Annotated in this window: 24 protein-coding genes; 15 read left to right on the top strand and 9 right to left on the bottom strand. The window is 65.5% G+C overall.

The window, feature by feature from the left end; translation table 11 throughout:
- Together ASG11_RS08310 and ada are read right to left on the bottom strand one after the other, a co-directional pair.
- The gene (locus tag ASG11_RS08310) at positions 1–918 is read right to left on the bottom strand and encodes a CPBP family intramembrane glutamic endopeptidase (RefSeq protein WP_055777637.1); all 918 of its coding nucleotides are present in this window, start codon (positions 916–918) and stop codon (positions 1–3) included.
- 70 nt (positions 919–988) lie between these two features.
- A complete protein-coding gene (gene ada, locus ASG11_RS08305) occupies positions 989–2,026 on the bottom strand; it encodes a bifunctional DNA-binding transcriptional regulator/O6-methylguanine-DNA methyltransferase Ada (protein ID WP_055777635.1) in 1,038 nt (345 codons plus the stop codon).
- Positions 2,027–2,134: 108 nt separating this feature from the next.
- Between ada and ASG11_RS08300 the strand changes: the two genes are divergently transcribed.
- Together ASG11_RS08300 and ASG11_RS08295 are read left to right on the top strand one after the other, a co-directional pair.
- Positions 2,135–2,383 (top strand): type II toxin-antitoxin system Phd/YefM family antitoxin, encoded by a 249-nt coding sequence (locus ASG11_RS08300; protein WP_201781297.1) that lies wholly within the window; start codon positions 2,135–2,137, stop codon positions 2,381–2,383.
- The gene (locus ASG11_RS08295; protein WP_055777632.1) at positions 2,370–2,657 is read left to right on the top strand and encodes a type II toxin-antitoxin system RelE family toxin; all 288 of its coding nucleotides are present in this window, start codon (positions 2,370–2,372) and stop codon (positions 2,655–2,657) included. The genes ASG11_RS08300 and ASG11_RS08295 overlap by 14 nt, the downstream gene beginning before the upstream one ends.
- Before the next feature lie 99 nt (positions 2,658–2,756).
- Here ASG11_RS08295 and ASG11_RS08290 read toward each other — a convergent pair whose 3' ends face one another.
- Together ASG11_RS08290 and ASG11_RS08285 are read right to left on the bottom strand one after the other, a co-directional pair.
- A complete protein-coding gene (locus tag ASG11_RS08290; protein ID WP_055777630.1) occupies positions 2,757–3,446 on the bottom strand; it encodes a dienelactone hydrolase family protein in 690 nt (229 codons plus the stop codon).
- 32 nt (positions 3,447–3,478) lie between these two features.
- Complete coding sequence (locus tag ASG11_RS08285; protein WP_055777627.1) at positions 3,479–3,925, bottom strand: MarR family winged helix-turn-helix transcriptional regulator; 447 nt, start codon at positions 3,923–3,925, stop codon at positions 3,479–3,481.
- A 300-nt stretch (positions 3,926–4,225) separates the two neighbouring features.
- On the opposite strand from ASG11_RS08285, the gene ASG11_RS08280 reads away from it, so the two are divergent.
- The 6 genes from ASG11_RS08280 (at position 4,226) to ASG11_RS08255 (ending at position 11,066) form a co-directional block, all read left to right on the top strand.
- Positions 4,226–4,810 carry a F0F1 ATP synthase subunit delta gene (locus ASG11_RS08280; protein ID WP_055777624.1) on the top strand — a complete coding sequence of 195 codons (585 nt, stop codon included), beginning with the start codon at positions 4,226–4,228 and terminating at the stop codon, positions 4,808–4,810.
- Between the two features lie 3 nt (positions 4,811–4,813).
- Positions 4,814–6,343, top strand: a complete 1,530-nt coding sequence (gene atpA, locus ASG11_RS08275) for a F0F1 ATP synthase subunit alpha (protein ID WP_055777621.1) — start codon at positions 4,814–4,816, stop codon at positions 6,341–6,343.
- 120 nt (positions 6,344–6,463) lie between these two features.
- Positions 6,464–7,348: a F0F1 ATP synthase subunit gamma gene (locus ASG11_RS08270; protein WP_055777619.1), complete on the top strand. Its 885-nt coding sequence runs from the start codon at positions 6,464–6,466 to the stop codon at positions 7,346–7,348.
- Between the two features lie 24 nt (positions 7,349–7,372).
- Positions 7,373–8,902: a F0F1 ATP synthase subunit beta gene (atpD, locus tag ASG11_RS08265; protein ID WP_236697428.1), complete on the top strand. Its 1,530-nt coding sequence runs from the start codon at positions 7,373–7,375 to the stop codon at positions 8,900–8,902.
- Between the two features lie 122 nt (positions 8,903–9,024).
- Entirely contained in the window at positions 9,025–9,276 is a 252-nt protein-coding gene (locus ASG11_RS08260; protein ID WP_055777614.1) for an ATP synthase F1 subunit epsilon, read from the top strand.
- Positions 9,277–9,533: 257 nt separating this feature from the next.
- On the top strand, positions 9,534–11,066 hold the full coding sequence (locus tag ASG11_RS08255; RefSeq protein ID WP_055777610.1) for a CpaF family protein: 1,533 nt from the start codon (positions 9,534–9,536) through the stop codon (positions 11,064–11,066).
- Positions 11,067–11,110: 44 nt separating this feature from the next.
- On the opposite strand, the gene ASG11_RS08250 is transcribed toward ASG11_RS08255, so the two are convergent.
- Positions 11,111–11,446 (bottom strand): hypothetical protein, encoded by a 336-nt coding sequence (locus tag ASG11_RS08250; RefSeq protein ID WP_055780547.1) that lies wholly within the window; start codon positions 11,444–11,446, stop codon positions 11,111–11,113.
- Between the two features lie 100 nt (positions 11,447–11,546).
- On the bottom strand, positions 11,547–12,803 hold the full coding sequence (locus ASG11_RS08245; RefSeq protein ID WP_082472805.1) for a multidrug effflux MFS transporter: 1,257 nt from the start codon (positions 12,801–12,803) through the stop codon (positions 11,547–11,549).
- A 122-nt stretch (positions 12,804–12,925) separates the two neighbouring features.
- Here ASG11_RS08245 and ASG11_RS08240 point away from each other — a divergent pair, with 122 nt between their 5' ends.
- From ASG11_RS08240 to ASG11_RS08225, 4 genes are all read left to right on the top strand, one after another.
- Complete coding sequence (locus ASG11_RS08240; protein ID WP_055777605.1) at positions 12,926–13,300, top strand: DUF3597 domain-containing protein; 375 nt, start codon at positions 12,926–12,928, stop codon at positions 13,298–13,300.
- Positions 13,301–13,363: 63 nt separating this feature from the next.
- Complete coding sequence (locus tag ASG11_RS08235; protein ID WP_156363701.1) at positions 13,364–13,879, top strand: hypothetical protein; 516 nt, start codon at positions 13,364–13,366, stop codon at positions 13,877–13,879.
- A 230-nt stretch (positions 13,880–14,109) separates the two neighbouring features.
- Positions 14,110–15,063, top strand: a complete 954-nt coding sequence (locus ASG11_RS08230; RefSeq protein ID WP_055777598.1) for an isopenicillin N synthase family dioxygenase — start codon at positions 14,110–14,112, stop codon at positions 15,061–15,063.
- Between the two features lie 138 nt (positions 15,064–15,201).
- Positions 15,202–16,509, top strand: coding sequence for a homoserine dehydrogenase (locus tag ASG11_RS08225; RefSeq protein ID WP_055780544.1), 1,308 nt, complete (start codon positions 15,202–15,204; stop codon positions 16,507–16,509).
- On the opposite strand, the gene ASG11_RS08220 is transcribed toward ASG11_RS08225, so the two are convergent.
- The 3 genes from ASG11_RS08220 to ASG11_RS08210 form a co-directional block, all read right to left on the bottom strand.
- The gene (locus tag ASG11_RS08220; protein ID WP_082472804.1) at positions 16,501–16,944 is read right to left on the bottom strand and encodes a hypothetical protein; all 444 of its coding nucleotides are present in this window, start codon (positions 16,942–16,944) and stop codon (positions 16,501–16,503) included. The genes ASG11_RS08225 and ASG11_RS08220 overlap by 9 nt on opposite strands.
- 33 nt (positions 16,945–16,977) lie before the next feature.
- Positions 16,978–17,421: a CoA-binding protein gene (locus ASG11_RS08215; protein WP_055777592.1), complete on the bottom strand. Its 444-nt coding sequence runs from the start codon at positions 17,419–17,421 to the stop codon at positions 16,978–16,980.
- 106 nt (positions 17,422–17,527) lie between these two features.
- Positions 17,528–18,490: an Mrp/NBP35 family ATP-binding protein gene (locus ASG11_RS08210; protein WP_055777590.1), complete on the bottom strand. Its 963-nt coding sequence runs from the start codon at positions 18,488–18,490 to the stop codon at positions 17,528–17,530.
- Positions 18,491–18,561: 71 nt separating this feature from the next.
- On the opposite strand from ASG11_RS08210, the gene hflK reads away from it, so the two are divergent.
- The 3 genes from hflK to ASG11_RS08195 all read left to right on the top strand — a co-directional run bounded on the left by hflK (position 18,562) and on the right by ASG11_RS08195 (position 22,208).
- Positions 18,562–19,695, top strand: coding sequence for a protease modulator HflK (hflK, locus tag ASG11_RS08205; RefSeq protein WP_055777587.1), 1,134 nt, complete (start codon positions 18,562–18,564; stop codon positions 19,693–19,695).
- Positions 19,692–20,567 carry a protease modulator HflC gene (gene hflC / locus ASG11_RS08200; RefSeq protein ID WP_055777584.1) on the top strand — a complete coding sequence of 292 codons (876 nt, stop codon included), beginning with the start codon at positions 19,692–19,694 and terminating at the stop codon, positions 20,565–20,567. The genes hflK and hflC overlap by 4 nt, the downstream gene beginning before the upstream one ends.
- Before the next feature lie 102 nt (positions 20,568–20,669).
- Entirely contained in the window at positions 20,670–22,208 is a 1,539-nt protein-coding gene (locus tag ASG11_RS08195) for a trypsin-like peptidase domain-containing protein (RefSeq protein ID WP_055777581.1), read from the top strand.
- The last annotated feature ends 199 nt before the right edge of the window (positions 22,209–22,407 follow it).

Below are 22,407 nucleotides of genomic sequence, written 5' to 3'. Positions count from 1 at the left end.
TCACCGTCTCGTCCGGGCCAGCCGCTCGTCGCCCTGAAAGCCGCCGCGCCGCACCCAGCGCGGGGGCACGACCAGATCCTGCTGCCAGGCGATCCACATCAGGCCGATCCCGACGGCGAGGTTGACCAGCAACGCTGTCAGCGATGCCTCCGCCCCGAACGACCCGCCGGTCAGCAGGTCCGATCCGGTGATGCTCGGACGGATCAGCCCCCCGGCATCGAAGCCCGACACCGGGACGCCGTAGATCCCGCCCTGCGTGAAGTTCCACGCGGCGTGCAGCCCAATCACGGCCCATAACCGCCGCGTCACCATATACAGCGCGGCGAGCATCACCCCCGCCTCGAGCGCGATCGCCAGGCCGGCGAACAGGGTGGCGTTGGGATTGCCGAGATGCATCGCCCCGAACAGGATCGCGGACAGCGCCAGCGCGATCCAGCTGCCGGTGAGGCGCTCGACCAAGCGGAAGATCACGCCGCGCAGCACGATCTCCTCGCTCACGCCGGAGAAGATCGCCACGGCCAGCGCGGGTAACGCCGCGCGCAGCGGGTTGATGCCGGCAATGCCGTACCCGTCCTGCGTGGCGATGATCCCGATCACGATCGAGAACAAGACGAACCCGGCCGCCGCGGCGATGGCAAGCTCGCCGAACCAATCCTCGCGCTCGAATTCCTCGAACGGGCGCCGCTCGACGAAATGCACGAACAGCCAATAGGCACCGACGAAAATGGCGGACGCGATCAGCGAGAACAGCACACCGCGCAGCCCCCCATGGCCGATCGGCAGCACCTCGCGCAGCCCGCCGACCAGCAGCCCGGCGAGCGCCATCATCGCTAGCCCGATCGCCAGCAGGGTGAGCGGATAATGAATGACACGCCACAGGCTGCTGCCCGGCGGCGTTTTCGGTCGTGTCGGCCTCATCGCTTTCCCCCTTCCCCTCGGCAAAGGTAGCGCGCGGACACGATATTGAAAAGCAGCGGCCGCCTTGACGTCAGTCGGCCCCCTCGCGCCGGAGCAAGGCGGCCTTGCGATCCGAGCCGTAAGCATAGCCGCCCGGCGATCCGTCCCCGCGCAGCACCCGGTGGCAGGGCACGGCGACCGCCACCGGATTGGCCCCGCAGGCCGTGCCCGCCGCGCGCACCGCGCCGGGCTTGCCGATCGCGGCGGCGAGTTCGCCGTAGGATCGCGTCTCGCCGATCGGAATGCGGCGCAACGCCTGCCAGATCGCCTCCTGAAACGCGGTGCCCTGCACGTCGAGCGGCAGATCCTGATCGCGCTCGGGCGATTCCACGCTCGCCACCACCCGGGCCGCCAGATCGGCCAAAGCCGCGCCACCGGGCGCGATCTCCGCCTTGGGGAAGCGCAGTAGCAAGGCGGTGTCGTCCTCGTCGAAGGCGATCCGGCACAGCCCCTTGTCGGTCGCGGCGATCAGCATCCTGCCCAGGCTGGTATCGGCGATCGTCCAGCGGATCGTCACCCCAGCGCCGCCGTTCTTCCATGCGCTCGGGCTCATCCCCAGCCGCTTCGCGCCATCCTCGTAAAAGCGGCTAGGCGCGGAATAGCCGGCCTCGTAGATCGCCGCCGTCACGCTCGCCTCTTCGCTCAGCGCCCGCGCGGCGCGCTGCGCCTTCAGCCCGCGCGCATAAGCGGCGGGCGTCACTCCGGTCGCGCGCTTGAACAGGCGATGGAAATGGTGCGGCGCGTAACCGACCTGCTCGGCCAGTTCCTCCAGCCCGATCATGTCCTCGGCCGCTTCCAGCAGAGCCACCGCCCGCGCCACCGCGATCCGGTCCCGCCCCACTTCATCGGGTTTGCAGCGCATACAGGCGCGAAAGCCCGCCGCCCGCGCCGAAGCGGCATCGGCATGGAATTCGATATTCTCGCGCCGGGGATGCCGCGCCGGACAGCTCGGCTTGCAATAGATGCCGGTGGTGCGAACGGCGATGAAAACCCGCCCGTCATAGGCCCGGTCCCGCGCCTCGAACGCGGCCCATGCGGTGTCTGGATCGATTGCGGCGTGCTGCGTCATGCCTCGGATATAAGCTCTGTCCGGCGGTCGCACATCCCATGGCTTGCGCTCAAATCCGAACCACACGGTCGATTGAAAAGACCAGTTAAAGGTGCTATTAAAAGCGCCATGATCGATCAGCTATTGGCCGGCTCCGGCGTCAGTATCACCGACCTCAAGAAAAACCCCTCGGCCGTGATCGAGGCGGCGGGGGGATTTCCGGTTGCGGTGCTCAACCGAAACACCCCTGCCGCCTATCTGGTGCCCGCCAAGGCCTGGGAGGAACTGATGGACCGGCTGGAAGACATGGAACTCGCCGAACTGGTCCGTGCCCGTGCCGGCGAACCGCGTATCAAGGTGCGGCTTGAAGAATTATGAGCTGGAATTCCTGGCCAGCGCGCTGAAGGAATGGAAGAAACTAGCCCCTAACATCCGCGACCAGTTCGCCGCCCGATTGAAGGAGAGGCTCAATGACCCGCATGTGCAGTCGGCTCGACTGTCCGGCATGCCCGATTGCTACAAGATCAAGTTGCGCGCGGCAGGATATCGACTGGTCTACCGCGTCGAGGATGACGTGTTGATCGTGGTCGTCGTGGCGGTCGGCAAGCGCGATCGCAACGCGGTGTACAAGATCGCAGCCGGGCGACTCTAGGTCAGAACGAGTTCAGCTTGAGTCGAGACTCGCTACATTGTTATTCCCGCGCAGGCGGGAACGACGAAAAATGCGATCAAAACGCCCTGGATGCCGCAATCATCCCCCATTCGCCCTGAACAGTTCCAACGTCCGCTCCTTCGCCAGATCGCAGCTCGGCTCGTGAAAATCCTTGCGGCGGTCGGAATTGAAGCCGTGGCCCGCTTCGTAGACATAGACCGTGGCGTTGGGGTGATCGGCGGCGATGACCTTCTCGACGCCCTCCATCGGGATGCCGTGGTCGTGCCGGCCGAAATGCAGGATCACCGGCACCTTGGGCACCTCGTCGGCCGCGCCGGGGACGAGGCTGCCGTAATAAGACGAAGCGGCGGCGACATCGTGCAACCGGGTCGCGGCGAACCACGCGACCGATCCGCCATAGCAATAGCCGACCACGAACACCGGGCCGCCATTCTTGTCGGCGCCCTTGAGCGCATCGACACAGGTCTGCACGTCGGCAAGGCTCAGGTCGAACGGATGCAGCTGCCGCGCCAGTTCGACGCCCCGCGCCAGGCCCTCGCCGCCATATTCCGCCTCGAAGCCGGGATGCTCGCGGTCGAACAGGGCCGGCGCGAGTACCTCGTAACCGTCCGAGGCGTATTCCTCGCACAGGTCGCGGATATGATCCGTGACGCCGAAGATCTCCTGCACCAGCACCAGCCCGCCGCGCCGCTCGCCCTCGGGCTGCGCACGATAGACGGAGATTGCCGCTCCGTCCGACATCGTCATCTTTTCAAATGCGCCGGCCATGTTTCGTCTCCCAGAATGAAGTCGCCGACGCGCTACCCGGCGGATGGACGCGCGGCAAGCTTGGCCAGCGCCGCCCCGAGCCCGGCCCGTTCGCGCGCGGAGAGACCGGCGAAGAGCGCCGCCTCGCTGGCCTCGGCGGCACGTGCGAGGTCGGGCACGAGCAGCGCGCCCGTCCCGGTCAGGCCGATGATCTGCACGCGCCGGTCCCCGCCCCCACCGCGCCCGCGCACCAGCAGCCGCTTCGCGACCAGACGATCGACCAGCTTCGAGACGGCACCCGCCGTCATGCCGAGCCGCTCCGCGATCTGGCCCTGCGGCACCGCCCCGGCAGCATGCAGATCGCGCAGGAGCGCCCATTCGGCGGCGGTGACGCCATATGGCAGCAGGGCACGGGACAGCGCCCGATGCATCGCGGCGGCGGCGGTGCGGATCAGGGTGGCGAGGTTGGGGTCGGCGGGGGTGGTGGTTGCAATCGGCAAAGACGTTACCTCAATCACGTCGTCATCCTGAACTCGTTTCAGGATCCAGGCGCGGTCAACTGCCAAACATGACACGGTCGTCGGGCGAGCGGTCGCGCCTGGATGCTGAAACAAGTTCAGCATGACGGAAAAGTCCTAGACCTTGCGTCAACCTAGTTTCCTAGTCAACCATATCGCCATCCCCACTTGCATCCCCGGCGACCCGATGCTAACCGCCCGGCCGACCCATCCGGAGGCGCTGAAGCAGCGCCCCCTTCTTCATGGGGCCATCTGTTCGATGTTTAGAGGAATCCCAAGCGCGTGGAGACATCCAGCGGCATTCAAGCGAGCTTAAGCGGCAGGTACGCCACCGCTTTGTTCAAACTCGCGACCGACGCGAAGGCGATCGACATGGTCGAAGCGAGCCTGTTGCGCGTCCGCGCCGCGATCGAGCAGTCGGCCGATTTCGCCGCCCTGATCGCGAGCCCGATCGTGTCGCGCACCGATGCCGCCAAGGGTGTCGCGGCCGCCGCCGACATGATCGACGTGGACGATACCACCGCGAAGTTCCTCGGCGTGCTGGCGCAGAACCGCCGCCTGTCGCAATTGCCCGCGATCATCCGCGCATTCCGCGCATTGGCCGCGAACTATCGTGGCGAGACGACGGCCGAAGTCGCCTCCGCCCATCCCCTTACCGACGCCCAGGTCGATGCGCTGAAGGCGAGCCTTCGCACGCGCGTCGGGCGGGACGTCGCGGTCGATCTCTCGGTCGATCCTTCCTTGCTCGGCGGACTGGTCGTGAAGATCGGTTCGCAGATGATCGACAGCTCGATCAAAACCCGTCTCAACACTCTCGCGCACAAAATGAAATCGGCCGACGGCGTTGCCGTCGGAGGGAAAGGCTGAACCATGGATATCCGCGCCGCTGAAATCTCGAAGGTCATCAAGGACCAGATCGCCTCGTTCGGCACCGAGGCCCAAGTCTCCGAAACCGGCCAGGTGCTGTCGGTCGGCGACGGCATCGCGCGCATCCACGGGCTGGACAACGTCCAGGCCGGCGAGATGGTCGAATTCGCCAATGGCGTGCAGGGCATGGCGCTCAACCTCGAGGCCGACAATGTCGGCGTCGTGATCTTCGGGTCGGACTCGGAGATCAAGGAAGGCGACGTCGTCAAGCGCACCGGCACGATCGTCGACGTTCCCGTCGGCAAGGGCCTGCTCGGCCGCGTCGTGGATGGTCTCGGCAACCCGATCGACGGCAAGGGGCCGATCGTTTCGGACCAGCGCAGCCGAGTCGAGGTGAAGGCACCGGGCATCATCCCGCGCCAGTCGGTCAGCGAGCCGATGCAGTCGGGCCTGAAGGCGATCGACGCGCTCGTGCCGGTCGGCCGTGGCCAGCGCGAACTGATCATCGGCGATCGCCAGACCGGCAAGTCCGCCGTCGCGATCGATACCTTCATCAACCAGCGCACCGCCAACCAGGGCAGCGACGAATCGAAGAAGCTGTACTGCGTGTATGTCGCGGTAGGCCAGAAGCGCTCGACCGTCGCACAGCTCGTCCGCACGCTGGAAGAGAATGGCGCGATGGAATATTCCATCGTCGTCGCCGCGACCGCATCCGAGCCGGCCCCGCTGCAGTTCCTCGCGCCCTATACCGGCACCGCGATGGGCGAATATTTCCGTGACAATGGCATGCACGCGCTGATCGTGTTCGACGATCTGTCGAAGCAGGCCGTCGCGTACCGCCAGATGTCGCTGCTGCTGCGCCGCCCGCCGGGCCGCGAAGCCTATCCCGGCGACGTGTTCTATCTCCACTCGCGCCTGTTGGAGCGTGCGGCGAAGATGTCGGACGCGAACGGCGGCGGCTCGCTCACCGCGCTGCCGATCATCGAGACTCAGGCCGGCGACGTTTCGGCCTATATTCCGACCAACGTGATCTCGATCACCGACGGCCAGATCTTCCTCGAAACCGATCTGTTCTTCGCCGGCATCCGCCCCGCGATCAACGTCGGTCTCTCGGTCAGCCGCGTCGGTTCCGCCGCGCAGACCAAGGCGATGAAGAAGGTGTCCGGCTCGATCAAGCTGGAGCTGGCGCAGTATCGCGAAATGGCCGCGTTCGCGCAGTTCGGTTCGGATCTCGACGCCTCGACGCAGAAGCTGCTCAACCGCGGCGCGCGCCTGACGGAACTGCTCAAGCAGGCGCAGTTCTCGCCGATGCCGTTCGAAGAACAGACCGCCTCGATCTTCGCCGGTACGCAAGGCTATCTCGACAACGTTCCCGTCGATGCGGTGGTTCGCTACGAACAGGCGATGCTCGCCGATCTGCGGTCCAATCATGCCGACGTGTTGACCAAGATCCGCGAAACCCGCGATCTGGGCGACGAAGCCAAGTCCGGCCTGAAGGCCGCGCTGGATGCGTTCGCGAAGACGTTCGCGTAAGCGATTAGAGGACCGACCTAACCCCGTTCGCCCTGAGCTTGTCGAAGGGCTGCACTTCCTCGGAAGAAAGAAGGACAGGGCTTCGACAAGCTCAGCCCGAACGGGAATAGTGGATTAGAAATGGCATCACTTAAAGCCCTCAAGATCCGCATCGGCTCGGTGAAGTCGACGCAGAAGATCACCAAGGCGATGAAGATGGTCGCCGCCGCGAAGCTGCGCCGGGCGCAGGAAGCGGCGGTCGCCGGCCGTCCCTATGCCGAGCGTCTCGAAGCGGTGATGGCGTCGCTGGCGTCGAAGGTCAGCGTTTCCGAATCCTCGCCCAAGCTGCTCGCCGGCACCGGCAAGGACCAGACGCATCTGATCATCGTCGCGACGTCCGAGCGCGGCCTGGCCGGCGCGTTCAACTCGAACATCGTCCGCGCCGCGCGCAAGAAGGCGGTCGAGCTGGAAGCCGCCGGCAAGACGGTGAAGTTCTACATCGCCGGCAAGAAGGGCCGCGTCCTCAAGCGCTTCTACCCGACGCAGATCGCGCACGACCATGAGATGAGCCAGATCAAGAAGCTCGCCTTCAGCGACGCGCGCGAGATCGCCGACGACGTGGCGGCCCGGTTCTTCGCCGGTGAATTCGACATCGCGCACCTGTTCTACGCCCGCTTCCAGTCGGCGCTGGTGCAAGAGCCGACCGGCCGCCAGATCATCCCGGTCGCCATCTCGGCCCATGCGGAAACCTCGCAGAAGACCGGCGCGGAAGCCGCGGTGACGTACGAACCGGACGAGGAATCGATCCTCGCCGATCTGCTGCCGCGCAACATCGCGATCCAGATCTTCCGGGCGTTGCTCGAAAACGCAGCCTCGGAACAGGGCAGCCGCATGACCGCGATGGACAATGCCACGCGCAACGCCGGCGACATGATCAAGCGCCTCAGCATTCAGTACAACCGAGCCCGCCAGGCCGCGATCACGACCGAACTGGTGGAAATCATCTCCGGCGCCGAAGCGCTCTAAGACTTAGAAGGCAAGGAACGAACGATGGCAACCGCAGCCCCGACCGCAGACAAGCCCGCCCGCAAGCCGCGCGCGGCAAAGCCCGCCGGCGACTTTTCGTCCGCGCCCATCCAGACGTCGAACAGCGTCGGCCGTATCTCGCAGGTCATCGGCGCCGTCGTCGACGTGACCTTCCAGCAAGGCCAGCTGCCGTCGATCCTGAACGCGCTGGAAACCAGCAACAACGGCAACAAGCTGGTGCTCGAAGTCGCCCAGCATCTCGGCGAGAACACCGTGCGCACGATCGCGATGGACGCGACCGAGGGTCTGACCCGCGGCCAGACCGTCACCGACACCGGGTCGCAGATCCGCGTGCCGGTCGGCCCGAAGACGCTCGGCCGCATCATGAACGTGATCGGCGAGCCGATCGACGAGCGCGGTCCGGTCGGCCACAGCGACACCGCGCCGATCCACGCTCTGGCACCCGCCTTCGTCGACCAGTCGACCGAGAGCGCGATTCTCGTCACCGGCATCAAGGTCATCGATCTGCTCGCACCCTATGCGCGCGGCGGCAAGATCGGCCTGTTCGGCGGAGCCGGCGTGGGCAAGACCGTGCTGATCCAGGAACTGATCAACAACATCGCCAAGGGCCATGGCGGCGTGTCGGTGTTCGCCGGCGTCGGCGAGCGCACCCGCGAGGGTAACGATCTGTATCACGAATTCCTCGACGCAGGCGTCATCGCCAAGGATGCCGACGGCAACCCGACCCCCGAGGGTTCGAAGGTGGCGCTGGTGTTCGGCCAGATGAACGAGCCGCCGGGCGCACGCGCACGCGTCGCGCTGTCCGGCCTGACGATGGCGGAATACTTCCGCGACGTGGAAGGCCAGGACGTTCTGTTCTTCGTCGACAACATCTTCCGCTTCACCCAGGCGGGCGCGGAAGTGTCGGCACTGCTCGGCCGCATCCCCTCGGCCGTGGGCTATCAGCCGACGCTGTCGACCGACATGGGCGCGTTGCAGGAACGAATCACCTCGACCAACAAGGGCTCGATCACCTCGGTCCAGGCCGTGTACGTGCCGGCCGACGATCTTACCGATCCGGCCCCGGCCACGTCGTTCGCTCACTTGGACGCGACGACCGTGCTGAACCGCGCGATCTCGGAACTGGGCATCTATCCGGCGGTCGATCCGCTCGATTCGACCAGCCGCGTGCTGACCCCGGCCGTCGTCGGCCAGGAGCATTACGACACCGCCCGCCGCGTTCAGGAGACGCTGCAGAAGTACAAGGCGCTGCAGGACATCATCGCGATTCTCGGCATGGACGAATTGTCGGAAGACGATCGTCTGGTCGTCACCCGCGCCCGCAAGATCCAGAAGTTCCTGTCGCAGCCGTTCCACGTCGCCGAGGTCTTCACCGGCATCAGCGGCAAGTTCGTGGCGATCGAGGATACCGTGAAGTCGTTCAAGGCGGTGGTCGACGGTGACTATGATCACCTGCCGGAAAGCGCGTTCTACATGGTCGGCGGCATCGACGAAGCCGTCGCCAAGGCCGAGAAGATGGCGCAGGACGCCTGACTTTCTTAGCCCTCTCCCCCCGGGGGAGAGGGTTGGGAGAGGGGCAGTCGCGAGCGGCACCTCTCCTTACTGCCCCCCTCCCCGACCCTCTCCCCCAAGGGGAGAGGGAGAAGGTATAAAAAATGCTGCACTTCGAACTCGTCACGCCTGAAAAGCTCGTCCGCAGCGAGGACGTGTACATGGTCGTCGTCCCCGGCACCGAAGGTGACTTCGGCGTGCTCGAGGGTCATGCCCCCCTGATGTCCACCGTCCGCGACGGCGCGCTGTCGATCTATCGCCAGGAAAAGGGCGAGCCTGAGACGATCACGATCGTCGGCGGCTTCGCCGAAGTGAGCGAGAACGGCCTGACCGTTCTGGCCGAGAGCATCGGCTGATCTAATTCTAGCCTACCTCCGTTCGCCCTGAGCCTGTCGAAGGGCACGCGCGGCGCTTGGGCTTCGACAGGCTCCGCCCGAACGGCTCAGAGTGTTTATCCTGGCTGAGTGCATCGGCCGAAATCTCCCCCATCCGTTGGCAAGATGGCTGGCCGCCGGAGCAAACCGGACCCGGGCCCACACCAAACAAATCTGGTTAGGCAATTGTAAAACCTTCGTCCCTATCGCTGAACGGCGAATATGAGGGATCGAACGGAATGAGCGCATTTGGGCGTCGCCCCGGCACACCGGGATCGGGCAACAGGCCCGCATTCGGCGTAGCGCGTCCGATGCAAGGAGGCGGCCTCGCCCGCCCCGCCGAGAGCGAACCCGGCGGCGAACAATTTCCGCCGCTGCCGATGCCCGGCGAGACGGCGGACAGCCCACCCGCGCCCGCCAGCCAGAACGGCGCGAATCACGAAGCCCTGCAGCGTCTCGCCGATCGCCAGGCGACGTCGGGCGATGCCGGCAATTCCAAGGTCGAGGGCTTCGAAAGCTCGATCCACAAGATCAAGGAACAGGTGCTTCCCCGCCTGCTCGAACGCGTCGATCCCGAGGCCGCCGCCACGCTCGACAAGGACGAACTGGCCGAGGAATTCCGCCCGATCATCGGCGAGGTGCTCGCCGAACTGAAGCTGACGCTCAACCGGCGCGAACAGTTCGCGCTGGAGAAGGTTCTGGTCGACGAACTGCTCGGGCTCGGGCCGCTCGAAGAACTGCTCGCCGATCCGACGATCACCGACATCATGGTCAACGGGCCGGATCAGACCTATGTCGAGCGCAAGGGCCAGCTGGTTCTCGCGCCGATCCAGTTCCGCGACGAGGAACATCTGTTCCAGATCGCGCAGCGCATCTGCAACTCGGTCGGCCGCCGCGTCGACCAGACCACGCCGCTGGCCGATGCCCGTTTGAAAGACGGCAGCCGCGTCAACGTGATCGTGCCGCCGCTCTCGCTGCGCGGCACCGCGATCTCGATACGTAAATTCTCCGACAAGCCGATCACGCTCGACATGATGGCCGGCTTCGGATCGATGAGCCCGAAAATGGCCACCGCCCTGAAGATCGCGGGCGCCAGCCGCTTCAACGTGGTAATCTCGGGCGGTACGGGTTCGGGCAAGACCACGATGCTCAACGCGCTGTCGAAGATGATCGACCCGGGCGAACGCGTGCTGACGATCGAGGATGCGGCCGAACTCCGACTGCAACAGCCGCACTGGCTGCCGCTCGAGACGCGCCCCGCCAACCTCGAGGGCCAGGGCGAGATCAGCATTCGCGATCTCGTGAAGAACGCCCTGCGTATGCGCCCGGACCGCATCATCCTCGGCGAAATTCGTGGGTCCGAGTGTTTCGATATGCTTGCGGCGATGAACACCGGTCACGATGGTTCGATGTGCACGCTCCACGCCAACTCCCCGCGCGAAGCACTCGCGCGTATGGAGAACATGGTGATGATGTCCGACATCAAGGTGCCGAAGGAAGCCATTTCGCGCCAGATCGCCGACTCCGTCGAACTGATCATTCAGGTGAAGCGTCTGCGCGACGGCTCACGTCGCGTGACCAACGTCACCGAGGTGATCGGCATGGAGGGCCCGGTGATCGTCACGCAGGAATTGTTCAAGTTCGAATATCTGGACGAAAGTGCCGACGGGAAGATCATCGGCGAATATCGCTCGATGGGGCTGCGACCGTATACGCTGGAGAAGGCGCGACAATTCGGCTTCGATCAGGCGTTTCTCGAGGCTTGTCTCTGATACCGTCATCCCCGCTATCGCGGGAATGACGGGTGCCCTCGACTTTACGGCCGCAACGCCGCGTCGTCGCGGTCCTTGATCTCGTCATCGTCGACGCCGCCGTCCTCGAAATCTTCCTGCAGATCGTCCTCGTCGTCGTCGTCCTCGTCGGCGACGTCTTCATCGTCATCCTCGCCGACCTCGTCGCTGGACATTTCCAGGTCGTCCTCGTCGCCGTCCTCGTCATCGCCCACGTCTGGGACCAGATCGGTCAGGATCGTTCCGTCGGTTGGGCCGTCGCGGGTGACCTCCAGAATCTCGGCGCGCTGGCTCTCGTCATAGCCGTCTTCGTCGAAACCGTCGTCGCCGGTGCCCTCACCGGGAATCTGATAGCCGCCCATCGTCATGTCGCATCTCCAGGCCCCGCCTGAGCGCGGGGGCTATAGCGACACGAACACCGGGCACGGCGCGGCGGTTCCGCCAACGCGCGAAGAACGCCGTCTAGACCGGGCGAAAGAGCCGGCCCCGCTCGACGATGGCGATGACCACAAGTGCGATCATGCCACCGGCCAGAAAGCCGATATGGAGCGGAACGGTGGTACCGTCGAACGCGCGGCCGATCAGTGCACCCGCCAGTGCCCCGCCCGTCGTCGTCACCAGACCCTGCACACTGGAAGCGGTACCGGCGATATGACCGACCTTGTCCATCGCCATCGCCGAGAAGTTGGACGCGGCCAGACCGAAACTGGCCATAGTGACCGCCTGCAGCGCGACGAACAGCCACAGCGTTTCGCTGCCCGACAGCGTCAGTGTCAAGCTGGCCGAGGACGCGAGGATCATCATCACCAGCGCGCTCTGCGAAATCCGTCGCATGCCGACGCGCATGACGATCTGCGAATTGAGCAGGTTGGCCACCGCCATCAGGCCCGCCGATGCCGCGAAGGCGATGCCGAGCAGAGCCGGGCGATGGAACACCTTGTCCATGATCGGCTGGATCGACCCGAGATACCCGAACAACGCGCCCTGCAGGGCGGTCGTCGCCAGCGAGTAGCCGAGCGAATGTCGATCCGTGACGGTAATGCGCCAGTTGCGCGCCAAGGCACGCCACGACAACGCTTCGCGGTCCGCATCGGCCAGCGTTTCGGGCATGCGCAACGTGAACCAGGCCACGACGAGCGTGGCGATGGCGGCGACCGCCCAGAAGATCAACCGCCAGCTGCCGAGCAGCAGCACGATCTGACCGAAGCTGGGTGCCAGCACCGGCACGATCATGAAGGTCATGAACGCCAGGCTGCTGACCCGCGCCATCGCTCGGCCCGAATAGCAGTCGCGCACCAAGGCAACTGCCACCACCCGAGTGGAGGCGATCATCGCCCCACCCGCGAGGCGCGCGAGCAGCAGAAGCGTGAAGCTGTGCGAGAGTGCGGCCAATGCGTTGAACAGGACGTAACCGCACAAGGCGACGATCAGCACCGGGCGGCGGCCATAGCGATCGGCGAGCGGCCCATGGACGATCTGCGCCAGGCCGAAGCCGATCATGAAGAAGGTGATGACCAGCGGAAAATCGCCGGGATCGCGCACGCCCAGGGTCAGACCGATCGCCGGCAGCGCCGGCAGCATCGAATCGATCCCGAGCGCGCCCAGCGCCATCAACGCGGCGACCAGAGCGACGAACTCCACGAAATGCAGCGACGCGCCTTGCGGCGCGTCGGACGCAAGCGCCGGATCTGGCGCGAATTCAGATGACGGAGCGGACATGCCAGTGCTCTTCGCAGATGCAGCATCGAAGGTCATCCCCGAAGTCCACCGGTTGGACGCTGGGATGGAACGGACTTGGCGCGCAGGTATTGTTGCGGAGACATAACCAAGGGAGAAGTAAGATGAGCGTATTCGGTGCGATCAAGGACGCGATCTTCGGCAAGGACGAAACGCCGGCAGCCCCTGCTTCTCCACCGCCTGCCGCGGCACCGGCCGCCGCCGCGCCGCCGCCCCCTCCCCCGCCGGCCCCCGCCGCCAAACCTGCCCCCACTGCGGAAGCGATCTACGCCGTGCTGGACGATCGCGCGAAGGCCCGTGGCGAGGATCTCAACTACAAGACGTCGATCGTCGATCTGATGAAGGCGCTGGGCCAGGATTCGAGTCTGGAAAACCGCAAGAAGCTGGCCGGCGAACTCGGCTATACCGGTGACACCAATGACAGCGCGACGATGAACATCTGGCTGCACGAGAAGACGATGGAGCGCCTGCTGCGCTGATCGTTGACGGCGATCATGGCTGGGTCTAGTGTGTTGGATATATACAACACCTTGGAGGCCGCCATGATCCGCAAACTCGCCTTGGTCCTGATCCTCGTCGCACCGCTCGCTGCGTGCGATAGCGGGAAGGAGGGCACGTCGATCTCGATCAACACCACAGACGCCGACGGCAACATGATCGCGGGCGTCGACGGCAAGACCGGACAGGTATCTCTCAACGTCCCCGGCTTCTCGGGCAAGATCAAGATGCCCAAGATCAAGTTGGATGCTGACAATTTCGACATGAACGGTGTCCATCTCTACCCCGGATCGACGATCAGCGGGATGAACATCGATGCCAAGGATGGAGCCGGCGGCGACGAGGATAGCGGCACCGTGAAGGTCAGCTTTTCCAGCCCCGCAACGCCCGATACGGTGCGCGGCTGGTTTCTCGAAAAGCTCAACAGCGGTGCAAAGTTCAACGTGAAGGCCAGTGGCAGCGGGCTGACCGGCACGACCGACGAAGGCAAGCCGTTCACGTTGAATCTCTCGCCGGATGGGGCGGCGAAGTCGAAGGGCACGATCGTTCTGGGAAGTTGATGCGGACCGTAGCCGATGAGATTTCGTCTGTTCCCCGGCGAAGGCCGGGGCCTCGTCGGGAAAGGGAAATAATCAGGCGCTGCGCGTAATAATCTCGACCTTCGCGACCGACCCCGGCCTTCGCCGGGGAACACGGCGGATAGTATTTGCACAACGGCACCTCGCCCTGTTCGGATCGCCGATGACGCGATATGCTGCGCGCCATCATACCGAAACGGAACATGTAAACGATGCTCGATACCCCCGCCGCTCAAGTTCCCGCTTTGTCGCTGAAGGACGAGGCCGCCGATCCGGTCGGCTTCGCCGCTGCGCTCGGCGGGTCGTTCGAACGCTTCGGCTTCGCGGTCGTCTCCGATCATGGCATTCCCGACGATCTGATCGAGCGCGCCTGGGCCGAGACCAAGAAATTGTTCGAACTGCCGGATGACGAGAAGCGTGGCTATCATACGCCGGGCGGCGGCGGCGCGCGCGGCTACACCCCGTTCAAGACCGAGATCGCCAAGGGCGCGAGCGCGGTCGACCTCAAGGAATTCTGGCATGTCGGGCGCGAACTGCCCGAGGGGCATCGCTTCGCCGCTCAGATGGCGCCGAACGTCTGGCCGTCGCGGCCGGAGGGCTTCAAGCCTGTGTTCTTGGAATTGTTCGCGGCGTTCGATCGCGCGGGCGACCGCTTGCTCTCCGCGATCGCGCGCCATTTGAAGCTCGACCCGCACTGGTTCGATCCCGCGGTCGGCGACGGCAACAGCGTGCTGCGCCTGCTGCATTATCCCCCGATCCCCGCCGATGCCGAAGGCGTTCGCGCCGGGGCGCATGAGGATATCAATCTGATCACATTGCTGCTCGGTGCCGAGGAAGCGGGCCTCGAACTGCTCGGCAGCGACGGCAAGTGGCTGGCGATCAAGCCGCCCGAAGGCGCGATGGTCGTCAATGTCGGCGACATGCTGCAGCGGCTGACCAACAACGTCCTGCCCTCGACGACGCACCGCGTCGTCAATCCGCCCCCTGAACGCCGCGGCCATTCGCGCTATTCGATGCCGTTCTTCCTGCACCCCGCGCCGGATTTCCTGATCGAAACGCTGCCGGGCTGCATCACGCCGGACAACCCGAACCGCTATCCGGAGCCGATCACCGCGCACGATTACCTGTTCGAGCGGCTGGTGGAGATCGGGCTGGTGAAGAAATAACGCTCGATTCACCTCACCCCGGACTTGTTCCGGGGTCCACTCCTCCGCTAGCGCAGCCGCGACGTCGGCGCGCGATCCTCGAACATCGCGCCTGCGGCACAGCGGTTCCCGGAGCAAGTCCGGGGTGACGGGGGAATGATGACCAAACCTTTACGCATCGCGCTCGCCGGGCTCGGCACCGTCGGTGGCGGCGTCATCCGTCTGCTCGACGCCAACGCCGCGCTGATCGCGCGCCGCGCCGGACGCGGCATAGAGATCGTCGCGGTGTCGGCGCGGGACCGGACGAAGGATCGCGGCGTCGATCTGTCGCGTTTCGAATGGGTCGATGACACCACGGCGCTGGCCGCGCATCCGGACGCCGACGTGGTGGTCGAACTGGTCGGCGGTTCGGACGGCCCGGCGCTCACGCTCGCCCGCGCGGCGCTGAAATCGGGCAAGGGCTTCGTCACCGCCAACAAGGCGATGATCGCGCATCACGGCCTGGAATTGGCGCGCGCCGCCGAACAGGCGCAGGCCGCGCTGAAGTTCGAGGCGGCGGTGGCGGGCGGCATCCCGGTGATCAAGGGCCTTCGCGAAGGTGCGGCGGCGAACGAGATCGCGCGCGTCTATGGCATCCTCAACGGCACGTGCAATTTCATCCTGTCGAAGATGGAGGCGCCAAGAGAACAAGGGGGGGGTCGCGACTTCGCCGAGGTGCTGAGCGAGGCGCAGGCGCTGGGCTATGCCGAGGCCGACCCGACCTTCGATATCGACGGCGTCGATGCCGCGCACAAGCTGTCGATCCTCTCCAGCATCGCCTTCGGCACGCAGCCGGCGTTCGGCGGCGTGGTCGCGAACGGCATCCGCCACGTCATCGCCGCCGACATCGCGGAGGCGGCGGCCTTGGGTTATCGCATCCGCCTGATCGGCATCGCCGAGGATGGCCCGAACGGCCTGTTCCAGCGCGTGCATCCGCACCTTGTGCCGATCGATCATCCGCTCGCGCATATCACCGGCGCTACCAATGCGGTGGTGGCGGAGGGCAATTTCGTCGGCCGGTTGCTGTTCCAGGGCGCGGGTGCGGGCGACGGCCCGACCGCGAGCGCGGTGGTGGCGGACCTGATCGACATCGCGCGCGGCGAATACGGCCCGGCCTTCGCGATGCCCGCCAATTCGCTGGCTGAGCACACGCCCGCCGACACCGGCGAACGCCGTGCGCGCGCTTATGTGCGCTTCACCGTGGCGGACAAGGTCGGCGTGCTCGCCGAGATCGCGGCGGCGATGCGCGATGCCGGCGTGTCGATCGAAAGCCTGATCCAGCGCGGCTCCGGCGGCGAGGACGGCAGCGTGCTGGTCGCGATCGTGACGCATGAGGGGCCGGAGCGGAGCGTGGCACAGGCGTTGGAAAAGCTTCGCGGCTCGCAAAGCCTGCTCGGCCAGCCGATGTGGATGCATATCCTAGGGTAGGATGACGCTCGGCGGGGGCGGCGCGTCGAGCAGGATCGCGACCCGCCCCCTCTTGTCCGGTTTCTTCGCAAACGCGCGCTTGGCGAGATCGACCGCGCCCGCGATGATCGGCATGACCGGGGGGCCGAACCCGACCTGGCATCCACCCAGCCGGGTCGCGCAGGGCGACGCCTCGGCATTCAGCGCCCCGCTCGCCCGCATTTCCGGATTGGAAGGCGTCGGTCCCTTGGGGATCACCTCGTTCGGGTAGGGCAGCTTCTGCGACGGCAGCGGCTGCGCGCAGACGACGATGTTCTGGTCGTTCTTGTCCGCCGCGGCATCGGCCCGGCTACAGGGCTCGTTGGCAATCGGCTCCAGGATCGACCACGAATTGGTCGCAGGCTTGCTCGATACGGTCGCCGGATCGGCCTGGGCGAGGAGGAGCGCGAGAAGCATGCCCGGAATGATGCTGGCCAAAGGTGGCGAGATTCAGGCCGAGGCCGAGGCTTCGATCTTCGCCACGCCCAGACGCGGGATATCGATCGCCGGACAGCGATCCATCACGACCTGCAACCCCGCCGCCTCGGCGCGCGCCGCTGCCTCGTGATTGATGACGCCCAATTGCATCCACACCGCCTTCGCGCCGATCGCGATCGCCTGATCGACCGCTTCGCCGGCGGCAGCGGAATTGCGGAAAATATCCACGATATCGATCGGGTCGCCGAGCTGCGCCAGTTCGCGAAACACGAATTCGCCGTGGATATGCTCGCCGGTGATCTGCGGGTTGATCGGGATCACGCGATAGCCATGGTCCTGCAGCGTCTTCATCACGCCGTTGGAGGGGCGGTCCGGCCGGTCGGAGGCACCGACCAGGGCAATGGTCCGCGCGGATTCCAGCAGGGCTTTGATCTCAGCGTCTGTGGTGAGGGGCATTCGATCGTCCTTCCTATCCGTCCGTGCTGAGCCTGTCGAAGCGCTGCCCTTCTATTCGACGGTAGACAAGAAAGGCAGTCCTTCGACAGGCTTAGGACAGACGGTATTATTTGTGGGCGGTCAGCCATTCGTCGACACGCGCCGCCACATCCCTGAACGCGGCCGCCTCCACCCCGTTCCCCGCGACCGGCGGCGTGCCCGCATCCGACGCGGTCCGAATCGCGATATCGAGCGGAATGCGCCCGAGAAACGCGATGCCCAGGGCCGCCGCCGCCGCCTCCGCTCCGCCGCGCCCGAACGGATCGGACACTTCACCGCAATGCGGACAGGCATAGCCCGCCATGTTCTCGACCAGACCGATGATCGGTACGCCCGCCTTGACGAAGAAATCGATCGCCCGCTTGGCATCGATCAGCGACAGATCCTGCGGCGTTGAAACGATCACCGCCCCGGCGGGCTTGTGCTTCTGTACCATCGTCAATTGCACGTCGCCGGTGCCGGGCGGCAGATCGACGACCAGCAGATCCTGATTGCTCCAGTTCGCCTCCAGCATCTGGCCCAGCGCGCCCGCCGCCATCGGCCCGCGCCATGCCACCGCCTGATCCGCCGCGACCAGCATGCCCATCGACAGCATCGGCACGCCGTACGGTGTCGAGACGGGCTGCAACTGCTTGTCGTGCGCGGTCGGCTTGCTCCCCTCCACGCCCATCAATTTGGGCTGCGACGGCCCATAGATGTCGGCATCCACCAGCCCGACGCGGCGCCCGAGCGCATGCAGCGCCAATGCGAGGTTGGTCGAGACGGTGGACTTGCCCACCCCGCCTTTCCCGCTCGCCACCGCCACGATCCGCCGCGTGGTCCGCTGGCTCGTCTGTGCCACCCGCACCGTCGCGATGCCCGGAACCGAGAGCGCGGCGGCACGCACGTCCGCCTCCAGCGCGTCGCGCGTAGACTCTTCCAGACCCGTCACGTCGAGGATGATGCTCGCGCGTCCGTCCTCCAGCCGGGCTGTCGCACGCGCGCCCGCAACCCGCTCCAGCGCGCCGTCCAATGTAATATTATGTGCCATAGCCGCGCAGATAGGGCCGTTAAGGGTGCTTGCCACTGTTTTTCGTAATGTCCCGCCCCTATAAAGACGGAATGACGATCCTCACCGGCTGGCTCCAGCGCTTCAATATCCATTTCTCCGATGCGCCGAAAAGCCCCTGGGGTGCCGGTAGTGGTGGGGGCAACGGCAACAACAGCGGCAACGACGGCGGTGGGCCGCGCAATCCCTGGGCTGTGCCGCCGGGTGGGCCCCGCGGTGCCAAGCCGACCGCGCTCGACGAATTCCTGCGCCGTGCGCGCGGCACCGGCGGCGGTGGCGGCGGCGGGAGCTTCCCCGGCCTGCCGGGATCGCCCGGTGCGCGGAACCTGTGGCTGATCGGCGTCGGGCTGATCTTCGTCGCATGGATCCTGCTTACCAGCATCTGGCAGATCGGCCCGCAGCAGCTCGGTGTCGTCACCACGCTCGGGCGCTATTCGAACACGCTGAAGCCGGGCATCCGCGTCACGCTGCCCGCGCCTTTCTCCAACGTCTTCAAGGTCGATGTGCAGAACATCCAGACGGATGATTTCCCGAGCGGCTCGGGTGGCGAGAACCTCGTCCTCACCGCGGACCAGAATATCATCGATCTCGCTTATTCGGTGCGCTGGGACATCTCCAACCCGCAGGATTACGTGTTCCAGATCGCCAACCCGAAGGAAACCGTGCGCGCCACCGCCGAGAGCGCGATGCGCGCGGTGATCGCCACCACCCCGCTCGATGATGCGATCGGTTCGGGCCGCGGCGTGGTCGAGGCACGGGTGCAGCAACTGATGCAGGAAGTGCTCGACAGTTATAATTCCGGCGTGCGGATCCGCGGCATCGCGATCCGCCAGTCGCAGGCACCGAATGCGGTGATCGACGACTTCAAGGCGGTGTCCGCCGCGCAACAGGCCGCGCAGAGCAACATCAACCTGGCGCGCGGTTATGCCCAGCAGACCTTGGCCTTCGCGCAGGGCGAGGCGACTTCGTTCGACAAGGTTTACGAACAATATCGCCTGGCCCCCGAAGTGACCCGCCGCCGCATGTATTACGAGACGATGGAGGCCGTTCTGGCCAAGAGCGACAAGACGATCATCGAGGCCCCCGGCGTCGTGCCGTATCTGCCGCTGCCCGGTGCCGGGCGCGCTTTGCCCGAGGCGGCCCCGGCCAAGCCTACCCCCGCCCCCGCGACGGGAGGCGGCCAGTGAACCTCATCCTGCGCAACCCGGTCGTGTCCGGCATCGTCGCCCTGCTGCTGCTAATCGTCCTGGCCAGCACCGCCAGCATCGTGCCGGAGACCAAGCAGGTCGTCGTGCTGCGGCTCGAGAATCCGTACCGCACGGTCAATCGCTGGAAGCCGAACGAGCAGTTCGGCAACACCGGCGCGGGCCTGATCTTCCGTATGCCGTTCCTCGACCGCCTGGTCTGGGTCGACAAGCGGGTGCTCGACGTCGAGCTGGAGAACACCCAGGTGCTCTCGACCGATCAGCTACGTCTCTCGGTCGATGCGTTTGCCCGCTTCCGCGTAATCGATCCGTTGAAGGCAGTCGTATCGACCGGCAGCACCAGCGATACCGAAGAGCGGATCATCGCCAATCTCAGCCCGCTGCTCGGCTCGGCCTTACGCAACGAACTCGGCAAGCGCCCGTTCGCCGCTTTGCTCAGCCCGGAGCGTGGCCAGGTGATGGACAATATCCAGGCCGGGCTGCAGCGTCAGGCGAGCCAATATGGCGTGCAGATCGTCGACGTGCGGATCAAGCGTGCCGATCTGCCGGACGGCAGCCCGCTGGACAGCGCGTTGCAGCGCATGCGCACCGCCCGTCAGCAGGAATCGGCGACGATCACCGCGCGCGGCCAGCAACAGGCACAGATCATCCGCGCCGAGGCCGATGCCGGCGCGGCAAAGATCTATGCCGAGGCGTTCAACAAGGATGCGGATTTCTACGATTTCTACCGCGCGATGCAGTCCTATCGCTATACGTTCGGAGCAAACAACGACGGCAAGCCACGCGGCAATACGTCTTTTGTCCTGTCGCCGAACAACGCATATTTGCGCGAATTCCAGGGTCGCGGGAAATAAGGGCGGGATACTTTCAGTCCATTCATATTCAATCGCCGTTCAGCAACGAGACCCCAAGAACAGGCACGTTGCTCAACTGGCAATCGAGAGGAAATACCCCACGTGCGTTATGCTTACGCCATCACCGGTGCCCTGCTGCTGAGCGGCACCGCCGCGACCATGATCTACCAGCCCTCGGCTTCCGCGCAGGTTGCGCAGAACGAGCCGGGCGCGATCCAGGCCGCAGCGCCCAAGCCAGGCGCGCCGATGAGCTTCGCCGATATGGTCGCGAAGCTGCAGCCCGCCGTGGTCAACATCTCGACTACCCAGAAGATTACGCAGCAGGCTCAGCCCAACCCCTTCCAGGGCACGCCGCTCGGTGATCTGTTCGGCCAGATGAACGGCGGCCAAGGCGGCCCGGTAACGCGCGAGGCGCAGTCGCTCGGCTCGGGCTTCATTATCTCGCCCGACGGCTATGTTGTGACCAACAACCATGTCATCGCGCCCGGCGCGAAGGGTGCGACGGTCGAATCGATCAAGGTGATCATGATCGACCGTAAGGAATATACCGCCAAGCTGATCGGCCGCGATCCGGCTTCCGATCTGGCGCTGCTCAAGATCGACGCGACCAACCTGCCGTTCGTCAAGTTCGGCGATACGCCGACGGCGCGCGTCGGCGATTGGGTGCTGGCGATCGGCAATCCCTTCGGCCTCGGCTCGACCGTCACCGCCGGCATCGTCTCTGCGCTGCACCGCGCCACCGGCCAGCCGGGTGCCTATGATCGCTTCATCCAGACCGATGCCTCGATCAACCAGGGCAATTCGGGCGGCCCGATGTTCGATCTCAACGGCAACGTGATCGGCATCAACTCTCAGATCATCTCGCCGACCGGCGGCAGCGTCGGCATCGGCTTCGCGATCCCCGCCGAGGATGCCAAGCCGGTGATCGACACGCTGCGCAAAGGCGTGGCGGTGAAGCGCGGTTATCTCGGCATCGGCATTCAGCCGATGAGCGAGGATATCGCCAGCGCACTCGGCCTGCCCAAGGATCGCGGCGAGATCGTCTCGCGCGTCGAGCCGGGCGAAGGCGCGGCCAAGGCCGGCCTGAAGCAGGGCGATGTCGTTGTCCGCGTCGGCGGAAAGGATGTCACGCCGGATCAGACGCTCAGCTATCTCGTCGCCAATACCGCACCGGGCAGCAGCACGAAGCTCGACGTCATCCGCGACGGCAAGCCGCTCTCGCTGAACGCGACGATCGGCACGCGCCCCACCGAAGATCAGCTCGCCGCACTGAACGGTGGCGGAGACGACGATGACGGCCTGCCCGGTACCGACGATCAGCAGAACGGTCAGGTCGCTGGTGCCAACGCGCTCGGCGTGCAGGTCGTGCCGTTGACGCCCGCCATCGCGCGCAATCTGGGCCTCGACGCAACGGTGCAGGGCGTGGTGATCGCGACGGTCGATCCGTCGAGCGATGCCGCGACCAAGGGCCTGAAGCGCGGCGACGTGATCGTCTCGGTCAACCGCGTGCCGACCCGCACCGCCGCCGATGTCGCCACGGCGATCGGCGCGGCCAAGGCGGCTGGTCGCGATCAGGTGCTGATCTTCCTGCAACGTCCACGCGGTGCCAGCGGCTTCCTCGCCATCAAGATCAAGAAGTAACGCTTTAACTCCTCCCCGGCACGGGGAGGGGACCATGAGCATTCAGCGAATGGTGGAGGGGGGCGGGCCGCAGGCGGCGCGCTTGAGGCCCGCCCCCTCCAACACCCGGCTGAAGTAGCCGGGCACCCCCCCCGTACCGGGCAGGATTTTGGTTTCCCCGCTCCGCCAAAAACGCGATAAGCTCCCCCTAACATTACCG

This window comes from Sphingomonas sp. Leaf357 (assembly GCF_001423845.1).
Lineage (GTDB): Bacteria > Pseudomonadota > Alphaproteobacteria > Sphingomonadales > Sphingomonadaceae > Sphingomonas.
This window is presented reverse-complemented; position numbering and strand designations above follow the sequence as displayed.